General features: G+C 52.7%; 17 protein-coding genes and 1 pseudogene. 3 read left to right on the top strand and 15 right to left on the bottom strand.

The features are described from left to right. Positions 1 to 91: 91 nt before the first annotated feature. The 8 genes from ACETPC_RS23455 to ACETPC_RS23420 form a co-directional block, all read right to left on the bottom strand. Positions 92 to 283: a hypothetical protein gene (locus tag ACETPC_RS23455; protein WP_380184846.1), complete on the bottom strand. Its 192-nt coding sequence runs from the start codon at positions 281 to 283 to the stop codon at positions 92 to 94. A gap of 116 nt (positions 284 to 399) precedes the next feature. Next, positions 400 to 2646, bottom strand: a complete 2247-nt coding sequence (locus tag ACETPC_RS23450; RefSeq protein WP_380184845.1) for a replication endonuclease — start codon at positions 2644 to 2646, stop codon at positions 400 to 402. Beyond that, entirely contained in the window at positions 2643 to 2870 is a 228-nt protein-coding gene (locus tag ACETPC_RS23445; RefSeq protein WP_380184844.1) for a TraR/DksA family transcriptional regulator, read from the bottom strand. The genes ACETPC_RS23450 and ACETPC_RS23445 overlap by 4 nt, the downstream gene beginning before the upstream one ends. Further along, positions 2870 to 3097 carry a DUF2732 family protein gene (locus ACETPC_RS23440; protein WP_380184843.1) on the bottom strand — a complete coding sequence of 76 codons (228 nt, stop codon included), beginning with the start codon at positions 3095 to 3097 and terminating at the stop codon, positions 2870 to 2872. Before ACETPC_RS23440 ends, ACETPC_RS23445 begins: the two co-directional genes overlap by 1 nt. Positions 3098 to 3165: 68 nt before the next feature. Beyond that, positions 3166 to 3507 carry a DUF5347 domain-containing protein gene (locus ACETPC_RS23435; RefSeq protein ID WP_253455662.1) on the bottom strand — a complete coding sequence of 114 codons (342 nt, stop codon included), beginning with the start codon at positions 3505 to 3507 and terminating at the stop codon, positions 3166 to 3168. Then, positions 3471 to 3662: a phage filamentation protein Fil family protein gene (locus ACETPC_RS23430; protein WP_380184842.1), complete on the bottom strand. Its 192-nt coding sequence runs from the start codon at positions 3660 to 3662 to the stop codon at positions 3471 to 3473. The genes ACETPC_RS23435 and ACETPC_RS23430 overlap by 37 nt, the downstream gene beginning before the upstream one ends. 2 nt (positions 3663 to 3664) lie before the next feature. Continuing rightward, positions 3665 to 4174, bottom strand: coding sequence for a phage regulatory CII family protein (locus ACETPC_RS23425; protein WP_380184841.1), 510 nt, complete (start codon positions 4172 to 4174; stop codon positions 3665 to 3667). Between the two features lie 31 nt (positions 4175 to 4205). Continuing rightward, positions 4206 to 4427 (bottom strand): regulator, encoded by a 222-nt coding sequence (locus ACETPC_RS23420; protein WP_253455671.1) that lies wholly within the window; start codon positions 4425 to 4427, stop codon positions 4206 to 4208. Between the two features lie 120 nt (positions 4428 to 4547). Between ACETPC_RS23420 and ACETPC_RS23415 the strand changes: the two genes are divergently transcribed. Next, positions 4548 to 5132 (top strand): phage repressor protein CI, encoded by a 585-nt coding sequence (locus ACETPC_RS23415; protein ID WP_380184840.1) that lies wholly within the window; start codon positions 4548 to 4550, stop codon positions 5130 to 5132. Positions 5133 to 5196: 64 nt separating this feature from the next. After that, positions 5197 to 6237, top strand: a complete 1041-nt coding sequence (locus ACETPC_RS23410; protein WP_380184839.1) for a tyrosine-type recombinase/integrase — start codon at positions 5197 to 5199, stop codon at positions 6235 to 6237. Positions 6238 to 6481: 244 nt separating this feature from the next. Here ACETPC_RS23410 and ACETPC_RS23405 read toward each other — a convergent pair. From ACETPC_RS23405 to ACETPC_RS23385, 5 genes and pseudogenes are all read right to left on the bottom strand, one after another. Then, a pseudogene (locus tag ACETPC_RS23405) lies at positions 6482 to 7756 on the bottom strand (phage tail tape measure protein); the annotation flags it as partial. Then, positions 7749 to 7871, bottom strand: a complete 123-nt coding sequence (locus tag ACETPC_RS23400; protein WP_380184838.1) for a GpE family phage tail protein — start codon at positions 7869 to 7871, stop codon at positions 7749 to 7751. The gene ACETPC_RS23400 and the pseudogene ACETPC_RS23405, both read right to left, overlap by 8 nt. Before the next feature lie 32 nt (positions 7872 to 7903). Beyond that, positions 7904 to 8182, bottom strand: coding sequence for a phage tail assembly protein (locus ACETPC_RS23395; RefSeq protein ID WP_380184837.1), 279 nt, complete (start codon positions 8180 to 8182; stop codon positions 7904 to 7906). A 54-nt stretch (positions 8183 to 8236) separates the two neighbouring features. After that, complete coding sequence (locus tag ACETPC_RS23390) at positions 8237 to 8746, bottom strand: phage major tail tube protein (RefSeq protein WP_380184836.1); 510 nt, start codon at positions 8744 to 8746, stop codon at positions 8237 to 8239. Between the two features lie 10 nt (positions 8747 to 8756). Continuing rightward, on the bottom strand, positions 8757 to 9926 hold the full coding sequence (locus ACETPC_RS23385) for a phage tail sheath protein (RefSeq protein ID WP_380184835.1): 1170 nt from the start codon (positions 9924 to 9926) through the stop codon (positions 8757 to 8759). A 233-nt stretch (positions 9927 to 10159) separates the two neighbouring features. On the opposite strand from ACETPC_RS23385, the gene ACETPC_RS23380 reads away from it, so the two are divergent. Beyond that, the gene (locus ACETPC_RS23380; protein WP_380184834.1) at positions 10160 to 11173 is read left to right on the top strand and encodes a hypothetical protein; all 1014 of its coding nucleotides are present in this window, start codon (positions 10160 to 10162) and stop codon (positions 11171 to 11173) included. Between the two features lie 42 nt (positions 11174 to 11215). Here the strand turns inward: ACETPC_RS23380 and ACETPC_RS23375 are convergent, their stop codons facing one another. Both ACETPC_RS23375 and ACETPC_RS23370 read right to left on the bottom strand, forming a co-directional pair. After that, positions 11216 to 11401 carry a hypothetical protein gene (locus ACETPC_RS23375; RefSeq protein ID WP_380184833.1) on the bottom strand — a complete coding sequence of 62 codons (186 nt, stop codon included), beginning with the start codon at positions 11399 to 11401 and terminating at the stop codon, positions 11216 to 11218. After that, positions 11388 to 12314: phage tail protein (locus ACETPC_RS23370; protein WP_380184832.1), on the bottom strand; the 927-nt coding region annotated here is incomplete at its 5' end. The genes ACETPC_RS23375 and ACETPC_RS23370, both read right to left, overlap by 14 nt.

The following is a 12314-nucleotide window of genomic DNA, read 5'->3' as shown; positions in this document are numbered from 1 at the left end:
AGAGGGATCCTCAAAAGGGATCGAAGCATGCAAAACCATGCACCTGATGCATGCATGGCTGCTGACCCGTTTTGCTGACAGTCACCTGAAACTATTTTTGACAAGGTACGGTCGAAAATGCGACCGAAAAATTTCCATCTGAAAGCGTGTTGTTGGCTGCGATTTCGGCGATCAGGTTCAGCGCAATCTCTCTGTCCCGCTCTTTACACATCCCTTCCGTTGTCAGCCTGGCTATAAATTCTACACGTTCAAGCGTTACACGCTCTTGTAACTCGTTATCCACATTCCCTCCCCTATTTACTGTGTTTTTATACAGTATCATAACCTTAAATCGTTACGTGAGAAAAATCTTATGCCAAAGCAACATTTTTATGTCGCTGATTAAAATAGCTTTTTATTCTATAGATGTGATTTGGCATTTTTATCCGCCAAGCGGTTGAATCTGCTTAACAGGTTTTCAGCATTGATACGCTTTCTAGGCCTAAATAGATCACCACCGGCAGAGCTGCGGAACCATTGCCCGTTGATTTTGGTTTCTGTACCGCTAATAAGGCGCACGGCGACCGCACGGCTGATGGTTTCGCGGGTGATGTCGCGTATCTGGCCGATCACGTTGTCGCACGCTGCCTCTGTTTTGTCAGAGCGGCGCAGCTGAATATGTCTCTTTTCCGGTATATCAGCCCTTACCCTGACTAACAGCCTCCTCCGTTCCTTGCGGGTCAATGTTGAAAGCTCACGATGACCAATACTTTCCGGCAGTTTCGAATCTTCGGATCTCAAACCTCCCGTACAGTTATTGACAGAACTCCGAGAGGACGCGGACGCGTCCTTAAAATCAACGGCCAGGTCAACGGCGCGCTTTGGCACAATCTTCCACTGTGCGAGGCGGGTTAAGATCGGGGTGTCTTCACCAACTGACGTGGCGTAAACGCCCTTAATGCGCACGGTTTCCTCGCCGTACTCGTTGCAGTCTTCGCTTGCCTGATACAAGGTGCGCACGGCCAGCTCGTCACGCTTCACGAACGGGCCGCCCTGGGCGTTAACATATTCCGCCCAGTCGCCCGCGTCTGCAGCATCGTGCGCGGCGGCAAACTCAACGCTTAAACCCTGAGCCGTTTCACTGTCGGCCATACGGCGAAGCTCACGATAAACCGTTACCGGCGCACCGCCGACAAACTGAAACTGACGGATGTGCCAGCGCGCCGCCCAGGCAGACACGGCGGGCGCGGTTTCCTTCAGCTCTTTGCCGCTTTCGTCGTCCAGCTCGCCGTCGAGCGCGTAGCCGTCAATGTTTTTGGAGATGTACTTAGCCACATAGCCGGTCGCGCTGCCTTTCTCTGGATCGATAGCCTCAGCATGAAAGCGGGCCTTTCTGGCTTTGTCCGTGGTCAGTTCGTAGCTATCCTGCTGATACGCGTAATCGCAGATCACCTGCCGCACGCGCTGCACGTCTTCCGGGCGCATGAACATCAGCATATGCCAGTGGGGCGTACCGTCGTGATGCGGCTCGGCCACGCGAATGCCGAAAATGCGGATCTCTTCCCGATGCAGTTTGGCGCGGACTTTCTGCCAGACGTTGCAGAGATAGCGCTGCGTTTCCGCCGGGCTGGCACCGCTCCATTTGCGGTTGCGATAGCCGGTCTTGATTGTGGCGTGATAGCGGGCGGGCGCGGTCAGCGTATAGAAATCGCCGACAAAGCCCATATCGTTGCAAATATTTTCAAAGCCACGAATGCGGGTCATCAGCTCACAGCGACGGATCGCCGGGTTTGCCACGCTGCCGTCGTAATTTTCAATCAGGCTGATGCGATTGCCTTCCTCGTCTTCCAGCTCCATGCCCTTGAGGAATTCACGTGTGCGGCGTTTCTGCTCGCGCCACTCGTTTACGGTCATGGTGCTGGCGTAAGGCGTATGCTTTTTGCTGACGTTGGCGAGTGCGATCTGCAGGTGTTCACGCCATGAGGAAGCCACGCGGCGCAGGCGGCCTTTCCACCATTTTTCAGTCTGCATACGCATGATCGCAGGCGTCACGTCTTCCGGGCAGAAAATACGCGAGGTAACTTTCTCCCACAGTGGCGGGGTCTGCTTCAGTTCGCGGGTGATGGTCGCTGCCGTCATGTACACGCGGTGCGTGTATTTATAGTCTGATTCATCCTCAGACTGGCCGTGCGCCTGCACCATTTCCGCCAGAATAAAGCTGGCGATATCCCCGGCCAGCAAATCCACGTCGGCACGGGCCAGATCCGGTAGGCGGTTAAAGCGGTTCATCAGCTCCCATAGCGTACCCGCCGCACCGGCTGCGCCCGTTTTATCAGTGGCATTACCCGTCAGTAGCGTAAAGGTGCCAGCGCTCATTTCACCGAGGTGATATTGCGAGCTAACGCTTTCAACGCGTGGCAATGTGCGCTCAACGAAAGTTTTCGTTAAGTACGCATTGGCACGGGCTGTGCCGTGAGTTTTCTCCAGCTCACCGGTGCGACGCTTTACATCCAGCTGTACAAGCGTCGGCTGCTTCTCCAATAAATCCTGCGCACGTGACAAAGCCGCAATCATCCGACTGCGGCTGTGCTCTTCTTCATAAGTGCGATAAGGACTGGCGATCGCTTCCCGTGGAGCGTTCCACGGGTAAGCATATTCCTGCATCATTGCGCGCTGACCTGACGGTATCTGCTTTGCAGCTCGTCCATTTCCTGACAGGTCACGCAACGGGTAACGCCCTGAACGGCGCGGCGGCGCGCTTCAGGGATAGGCGCATCGCAGTCTTCGCAAAAAGAGGCACTGACCGTTAGCGGTCGATAAATTACCTGGGCGATATTACGCGCCAGCATTTCTTCAGTGCGCAGCTGCACCAGATCCATTGAGTCGGCCATCAGTGCAGCTCCTTCGATTCATTAGTGTAACGCTCGGCCTCACGGCGGATAAGTTCGGCGGCCTCGGTGCCGTTCAGTTCTTGCTGATGGATATATACGGCCAGCTCAACAAGGCGGTCGGAAACGGCCAGCGCACGGTCTTTACGCTCTTCAATGCGGGCCTTATTCAGCAGCGCGGTCAGCGCCTCTGTTTCGCTGTCAAAATTGCGGGTTTCGATATTTCTCATTTTTCTTTTTCCTGAAGGCGGGCAAAGGGATGCCCGACGGGTTGACGTCATTTATTTAAAAAGAGTGATTAATTGGGCAGCGTCATTCTCTTGGGAAATAAGCTCACAACTGCACGAAAATGGTTCATCGCACGGATAAGCGCGCTTCTTTCATCAGTGGTCAGCTCACTGAAATCAAGTTCGTGCCGCTCAGTCCGAATATTCGCCAGATAGAAAATGGCGCTTAATGCCCGCTTGTTTTCCTGATAGTTCCGGTCAGTGGTATCGCGCATTTCATCAAAAAAGCGGGTGATATCTTTTCCGCAATCGTTGCCCCAAAATTTAGATCGCAGCTCGGCAACGTGATTTAGTCCGGCCACTCTCGCGCCCGTTTTTATTTCAGCCAGTGCTGCTTCAGCTTCGATAGCCATGATTTACCTCTTTTGCTTACTGCCATATTTCCGGCGGGTTGTTGCTTGCTTAATGTCGGGTGCCAGCGCTGGCCTTCTTTAGTCATAATCCAGCCATGACCGTATGCGGGCAGCGGGCTTCGACGCTTCAGTAGCGCAGCCATTGAAATTGTCATAATTAACTCAGTCCGATGGAGGCACCGAGGCCGCTAATTGCATCAACGGTGTTAGCCAAGGCGGGATTAGAATGCACGCGGGCGTGAACGCTTAAACCGATCAGCGACAGGCAACGGATGCCTGCATTGATGTTTTCCATAAACGCGTTTTTACAGGAAGGCGTCATTTTCTGGCCTGACACAGCAGCAGCGGCCACCTTCCCTATTTCCGACGTTGCCTGCAAAACGTAGTGCGTCATGCGTTCGGCTTTGGCCTCATTAACCGGCACCGCTGGCATGCATTTCATTTGTGCCAGCAAACCATCTATCAGCGTTGCGTCCTCGGTAACGTCGGTAATCGCCGCTATCTCCATCGCAGTAAGCTGATGCGCCTGTTCCGGGTTCAGCTTGTTACGCAGCGTCTGGTGATTCATCCCCAACCTGTCGGCCAGCTCACGAATGTTATGGCGGCTGGCAAAAGCCTGACAGGCGTTATCGAAGTGCGGTTGTATGGAAACCTGATAATCAAACATGATTCGCTTCATCCTAGCTGATACGATCTTTTCACGCCTGAAGTGAGACGTTGCATTCACTTAGCGCCTGAATAGTCAGCGCCGCCATGTTCACTTCGACTAAAGCCTTTTTCTGCTTTCCTTTAGCCTTGATAGGCAGTTTTCCGTATTCAATCAGGTTTTTAGCTGTCTCTTTGTTGGTGCCTGTCCTGCGGCAGTACTCATCCAGCGGCAGATAAGGTTCGGGTATCACAATTGTAATGTTGGGACGCATGGGGCAAACTCCGTTGGTTAATCCGATAGGTCAATATCGGGCAATAAGCGTTAATACTTCCTTAAACCTACAAAGCGAAGTTTAAACTCACTTCGTGAAAACTTGCAAGGTCAAACTTTCGTGAACCTACAAATTAACTTCACTCAGGGCGGAGCTGCGGTACTGGATCGGGTTATCGAAGCGTACGGTTTTAGTACAAAACTTGCTCTGGCCGACCACCTTGGGATCGCAAGTAGTAGTCTCGCCAATCGTTATAAGCGTGACTTTTTCCCTGCTGATGTTGTGGTGAGATGTATGGCGGAAACAGGTGCGACGCTGGAATGGCTGGTTACGGGTCAGGGGCTTAAGCACAGCGACGGCGAGCTGGATGTTTTAAATTTACCGCGTCATAAAATTGTTGATGGGCAGCTTTTCGATGACGGCAGTTTTATGATTGATAAGAACGCATTCTTGCCGGGAAAGGCCTTACCAAAAGATCCTGTCTGCGTGGTGGAAGGCTCAACGCAGTACATTATCGATAAAGATTTTGGCGAAATTTACGACAATAACTGGTTGATTGAGATTGAAGGTAAAACCAGCGTAAGAGTACTTACACGTATCCCTGTTAAAAAAGTGCGCGTGTCCAGCGTTGGCGCAGGAGCATCTTTCGACTGCTCACTTGATGAAATCAATATAATCGGCCGCGTCGCTCTGACGATAAGCTAGCTCAACATTGGATAGTTCAGGCTGTATACAGGCAACAGAAACAATAGGTATTGAATAACTAATTATGCCAGTCAGAAAGCTCCCCAACGGTCAATGGATCGCTGATTTCTACACTATTGACCGTAGCAGCGGAAAAGAAGGTAAGCGCGTCCGCAAGAAGTTTGCGACCAAAGGCGAAGCCCTGGCGTTTGAAAGCTATACGCTTGAGAAAATAGAAGCGGCTCCTTGGTTGGGTGAAGCGAAAGAAACGCGCCGCTTAACTGACCTGGTAGAACTTTGGTTCAGCCGTCACGGTATTACGCTCAAAGATGGTGAAAAGCGTAAAGCTGCTATGACGTGGGCGTGTGAATGTATGGGCTATCCGCTTGCAGCAGAATTCAATGCACAGCTTTTCACTTCCTATCGAGCTAAACGGCTTGAAGGTCATTTCGCCCGCACTAAGCGGATAAGTAAAGTTGCGCCGCGCACTTTGAATCTGGAACTGGCTTATTTTCTTGCCGTCTTTAATGAACTTAAAAGGTTAGGCGAATGGACGTTACCGAATCCTCTTGAGAACGTCCGCCATTTTCGTATCGACGAAAGCGAAATGGCTTACCTGACCGCAGAGCAAATCGCACTATTGTTAAACGCGTGCGAAGCCAGTTCGGCTAAAGACCTGCTGATGATCGTGAAGCTATGCCTGGCAACCGGCGCGCGATGGAGTGAGGCGGAAGGCCTGAAACGTTCGCAGGTTTCAGGGCAGCGTATTACCTTTGTCAAAACCAAAGGGAAGAAGAATCGCACAATTCCCATTTCCCCAGCTTTGGCCGAAGAATTGCCTAAGAAGAACGGCGCGCTTTTCACACCTTGCTATTACGCGTTCCGTTCAGCTTTGGATCGAGCCGGAATCGAGCTGCCTGATGGGCAAATGACGCACGTGCTGCGTCATACCTTCGCCAGTCACTTTATGATGAATGGCGGGAACATTTTGGTACTGCAGCGGATACTCGGCCATACCGATATCAAAATGACGATGCGTTATGCGCATTTTGCGCCCGATCACTTTGAAGATGCCGTTAAGCTCAACCCTTTGGAAATGTGTCGCAAAAGTGTCGCTGAAGATTAGGTTTATTGCCCTATATTGCCTTATATTAACTTCATAACTTATTGATTTTAAGGTAAGTCATTGTTTTTATATAGCGCCTGATAGTTCTCATAATCGCTTGGTCGCTGGTTCAAGTCCAGCAGGGGCCACCAGATTTATCAAGGACTTACGTTAATAGCGTAGGTCCTTTTTGTTTTCCAGGATATCTATAGGATATTTTGGGCGGGGATTTACAGTGTTCAACAGGTACTGTATGACCGGCCACGAGCTTGTTTTTATCAAAGGACTTTTGCATCTCCTTCAGGATGGTGAAGAACGGCCGCAGATTACCCTTGCCGTCGGCGGTATTTACACCCAGCTCTTTTATCGCCTTTCCCGCTTCGCCGGTTGGCGCCTGCACGCGCAGCAGCATGGCGCGGATGCCCGTCCCGGCCATGCTGCCGGTCGTGCCGTTGTTTGCCAGCGATCCAATCATCGCCGCCGTCTGTTCGGCGCTGACCTTCGCATTTTTAGCCACCGACGCGACGTAGGGCATGGCGTCGCTCAGGTCGTCGAATTTAGTCGCAGTTTTGTTGAGCGTCGCGGATATCACGTCACCCAGGTGCGCAACCTCGCTGTTAGCCAGACCAAAAGCGTTTTTGGTGCTCATCAAAAGCTCGGCGCTTTCCTCCATCGTGCGGTTGTTCGCCAGCGACATATTCAGCGTTACCGGCGTAGCCGCCTTGATGTCGTCAACGCTTGCGCCCGATTTGGCGATAACGATCTGCGCCTGCGCGGCGTCGTTGGCCGAGGCCGCCGTGTTGTCGCCGATGCTGCGCGCCTGGGTGCGCAGCGACTGAAAGTCAGCGGAGTTTTTATCAAGGCCGAGCGTCGCCTGCAGCGTGGAGTTAGCCAGCGCAAAGTCGTAGCCCGGACGCAGGATGGAGGAAGCCGCGACCGCGCCAACCGTGGCGGCACCGACACCAGCCGCGCCAACGTTGCGCATTTTCGCCGACATTTCCTGGCCCTTGCGGTAGCGCTCGCTGGTCTGGTTCAGCCGCTCCTGCTGCTGACCCAGGCGCTGCAACTCCATTTTCTGACGGCTCAGGCTGACGGTTGCCTGGGCGGCGGCCGTTTTCAACCGCTGCTGCTCGCTGCCGAGGCTTTTCGTGGAGATCCCGGCGGCGTTCAGCGCCTCGCGCTGCTGCTGTACCGACAGGCGCAGGCCGTTGATTTTGGTCTGCAGCGCGCTGGCGGCCTGCCGCGCTTTCTCCAGTGCGCGGGCCTGCGCCGTGGTGGGTTTTTCCGTGTTCCTGAACGCGACGGCCAGCGCGGCCGCTTCGGCTTTGGCGTCCTTCAGGCTCTGCTGCGTGACCGCAAGCTGGCCGCTCGTCTTGCGAAATCCGTCAATTTTCGCCGCCTGCGCTTCCAGCTCCTTCAGGCTGCTTTGCGTTTCGCGGATGCCGCCCGCCAGCGCTTTTGTCTGGTTCTGAATGGCTTTAAACGGACGCGACGCCTGGTCTACCGCCTTCAGCAGCACCTGCAACTTGAGGTTATTCATCGGTCTTTACTCCGCTGCGCACGACAGCCTTGTGCCGCCAGTCGATAAGCTCGCCCAGCGGCATGGCGTACATTTCAGACGGCGGCCAGTGAAACACGGTGGCTATGTCCGCCATCAGCTCGTTAACGGTCAGCGTTTTGGGCCAGCTTACTCGTCCGACTTCGGCGACAAAAAACCGATCACCTTACCGGCCAGCGTAATCAGGTCGGCCGGATCGAGGTTCAGGCATTCCGCCTTTGTCAGCGTCGGCAGCGTGATGCGCGGCAGCACGGTAATCAGCGCGTCCACGTCCGAGCCTGCAAGGTCGGCCAGGCGGGTTCCACGCAGAGCGCCGGAGTTGGGTTTAATCACTTCAATAGTGTTGATTGCCTGCTCGCCGCGCATAACCGGGGTTTCCAGGGTGACGATGTTTTCTTTGTTTTCCATGATTGTTCTCTTTTTTAAGTCGGGGTAAGGCCAGCGCCGGGCACTGGCGGTCAGTTAAACGAGGCCGATATTTTTGCGGCGCTGCTCCAGACGGTCGGTGCCGTTGACCTTCTCCACCATGTTGATGGTGTCGATTTCAATCAGTTCCTTGCCGTTAAAGGTCATCTTGTAATAGGTGCATTTGGTGGTAATTTTGGTTTCGGTGTCCTCGCCCTGTTTGGCCTCGCCAAAATCAAACGCCTGATGCTTGCCGCGCACCTCAATCTCCACCGGGATTTCCTCGCCGGTGTCGTCGCGCTGGTACGAACCGGTAAAGCGCAGCGGCACGGACGTTGCTCCCCACTGCGTCAGCACCAGTTCATCGATACCGCCGATGCTCCATTCCATATCCAGCGCGTCGTCATCCAGGCCCATATCGATATGCGCCGCGCCGCTCATGCCGCCGCCCCGGAAAGCGTCAAGCTTGCGGCTCAGCTTCGGCAGCGTGACGCTGGTCACGACGCCCTGATAGCTGTTTGAGTCGTTAAAGAGGTTCATCCCCTTGAGTTTTCTTGGCAGTGCCATTTTTCAGTCCTCAGCTGTTAACGGACGCGGCGAAGTTCGCCAGATAGGAGTCGGTAATACGCTGGCGCAGGGTTAAATCTTCCAGCGGCGGCACCGGCGTGTAGTCGTAGTCAATCGACAGCTTGCCCGCCTTCAGGGTGTCCTTGTCGTTGGCCGCCTCGTCATACCAGCAGGACGCGCCCAGCAGATAACCGGCGTTGACCAGCTCGCGGAATTTTGCATTGATGCCCGCGATAATCTCGCGCACCAGTACTGGCGTCAGCGGCTTGTCGTTGGCCCACATATGCGCCTCGGCCATCGTGTCGGCCAGTACCTGCGCGGTGCGGGTGTAGTTCTCAAAGGCAAAAAGCGGATCGTCGCTGCAGGTGCGGTTGCCCCAGAAGCGAAAGCCGTCCTTGCGGATAAGCGTGGTCACGCAGGCTTCATTCAGCAGGTCAGCGTCGGTGCCGGTCTGCTGCAAGTCCCAGAAAACGCCCGCCGAAATACCGGTGACGCCGTTCACGCCGACGTTAGAAAGCGTTTTGTGCCAGCCGATGTCGTTGTCGATTCTGGCGCGCAGGCCCAGCGCACGCGCCGTGGCGTACGCGGTTTCTGATGCGTTGGCCGTGGTGTTCCAGGCGATAAAGTCCGGCCAGATAACCATTATTTCGCGCTGGCTGAAGTTTTCGCGGTACTTCATGGCATCGGAAACGGTTTTGCAGTTCCACGCCGAGACGTAACAGAAGGCGCGCAGCTGCTGCGCGATGCTGGCAAGTGCGGTCGCCACATCCAGCGAGTCGAGGCCCGGCACGCCGAGAATGCGCGGCTTGACGTCAAGCTGGGTCTGCGCGCTTAGCAGCGCCTTCATGCCGGTGTACTGGCCGTTTTCGTCGGTGGTGCCGATGATATTGGAGATGGTTTCCGCTTCGGTCGCGCCTTCAGCCACGCGCACCACGACGGTGACGGGCTTTGACTGGTCGGCAATCGCCTGCAGGGACGCGGCCAGCGTGCCTTTTTTACCGGCTTTGGCAATACCGGCCTGCACGTTGGTCAGGAGTACCGGCGTGTTCAGCGGGAACGCGGTCGCGTCGGCATCGTCGGCGGTACAGACCAGCCCGACAATTGCCGTGGAGACTGTGGAAATGGTGCGCGTGCCGTCGTTAATTTCGACGACGCGGACACCGTGATGATAATCAGACATCTGATGCACTCCGTGTAATGGGTGCGCTCAGATTGCCCTTACTTTCTGATATATGCAGCTTTACGGTGTTTACTCAGACATCACAAAACAGGAAGAAAGTAGCACAACAATTTTACGTCCTTTCGAGCTACGTCCTTCTTTCAAAAAGCACCAAATCCGTTAACATACAGTAACATCAAGCTAATAATTCCCAGCAGACAATGCTATCTTCTACTAACATAAGGCAAGGAAACATGCTTAGATTTCTGGTTCTAATTTTCTTTTCCATGACGGGCTGTACATATCCCGTTAGCTCTAGTAGTACTGAAATAACAAACAACCTCCCTACATCAGAAAACACAAGCGTACAAAAAAAAGACAATAGTTTACTAGGAAATATAACCGGAAAATTCAACAAAATATTTCAGAGTAAAGAAGACCTTAATTTAAAATCAATCAATGAATTAAAAAAACAAATTACTGAATTAAAAGTTAGCATAGCCAACATAAAAATAATCGGCACACCTACACCTACACCTACACCTACACCTACACCTACACCTACACCTACACCTACACCTACACCTACACCTACACCGGTAGAGAAACCAGCTGAACATGGCAATGATATAAGTAATCGATTATTCGAAATCAAAGATACTCTAGTTAAAATAAACAACACTCTTAATATTCCTTACATGGAAAGGAAATGGACAGAGAATATAAAGGCAGCGCTACCCCCACTTGCAGCTATATTTATTTTCTTTTGGGGGTTGCTGAACTTAAGGATATCTGAAGCGCGCGCAAAAATGTCTTTTATATTACCTTTAATAGATAAATCCTCTAAAGCAATCAGTGCTGCATACACTAAAATAGATTCAGTATCTCCCCTTGACAATGGAGATATAACCAAAATCATAGAACCCATCATTCAAATAAAAGAATTTCTGAATGAAAAAGGATTTGTTGAGCTAATCATAGAATCTAATTACCAAACTTTTAAGCTAGTAATGATGAACATGCCCTCAAACATTAAAACCGAAGTAAGGGGAAGAGATTTATTTAACAAATATTTAGCCAGCACCATAGGTCAATCCGGCCTTGATAATATAAAAGCCGTTCTAACTGAGCAGTATAACTCAGCACTAAGTGAAGTGCTTGAATATGATAAAAAAGGAACAAAATTTATTACATGGCTTAAAAGAACGTTGATTGCCTTAGCCTTTGTATTTATTTTATCTGTATACTTTTACGCTAACGCAGCGTAAGAGTATATAACTAAGGCCACTCCTGTGGCCTTAGTTTTTCACTCAATAATTAGCTTCCTCTTCATTTATAAGGATTGGAAACCCATATTTGTCCACTCTAAGCATTTTACCCTTAGGAATTTCTGTATATATAAAAAACCAGTTATCGTCGGCCAGCTCAACAGCCCCGGTCAGGTCATGCATACCGGGAATAGCTTCAGTCATGGTTACAGGATTAAACAGGCGCACAATATACTCTCCATGAAAATGAGGATCCGGAAGCCGTACCGTCAAACATCTGGCAGCGGGCTTTAAAACCGGTTTTGGTGACTGTCTGGTCTATCACCATTGATGTATGTAAAACGTTGGTTGAACCCGGATCGCTTGCCAGACGCTCGGCGATGCTGATGTAAAGCGATCCGGCGGGCAGCGCAATGGGATAGGTGACGGTAGCCAGCCCGTTAACCATTGAGGAAGGCGAATAACCGTAAGCCTCTACGGCACCGTCCGACCAGACCACCCAAACACCGTTGGCATTCTTTCCCCGGCTGACCACAAACTTTGCATCACCCAGACCGAGGTTTTTAAGCAGCTGCGTCACCAGTCCGGCGTCCTTAATTTCCGCCAGCGCATTGGCCGTTTGCAGGTACTGCTTGTGCAGATTGGCGGCGGCAACGTGCGCGGCCAGCGCCTTATCGGCATAAGCCTTTACCTCAATCACCGCGCTGTCCACGTACTGCCGCGTTGCCAGCACCACGGCAGGGTCGATTTTCAGCGTGACCGCGCTTGTGCTGTTGACGATTAAAATCATGCGCACCGTCTGCGTGCGACCGCTGCCCTCGGCGAGCTGCGGCTTGTAGGTTTCCGCGCAGTTAGCCACGGCGATCAGCACGCCGTCGGCGTCAAACAGCCCGATTTCGCGTATCCAGAAACCGCCCTCGCTTTCGGGAATGATCTGCTCGGCAATAATCTGGCTGCTGTTGGCCGCGTCAACCGTCAGCGCATTAAGCGAGGCCCGGCGTTTTTCACCGATAAGCTTTGTCTGCGCCGCGTCGGGCGTGGGCAGCGTGCCGCCGCCGTCGCCTACGGCCATTTCGGTAATCTGGATTTTCGTTCCCAGCGCGGCGGCATTGGCAAGCTTTGCCGCGCCCTGGCTGGTCAG

The organism is Pantoea sp. sgz302252 (genome assembly GCF_042610525.1).
Classification (GTDB): domain Bacteria; phylum Pseudomonadota; class Gammaproteobacteria; order Enterobacterales; family Enterobacteriaceae; genus Erwinia.
The sequence above is the reverse complement of the archived record's forward strand: the minus strand, read 5'-3'. Positions and strand labels throughout refer to the sequence as shown.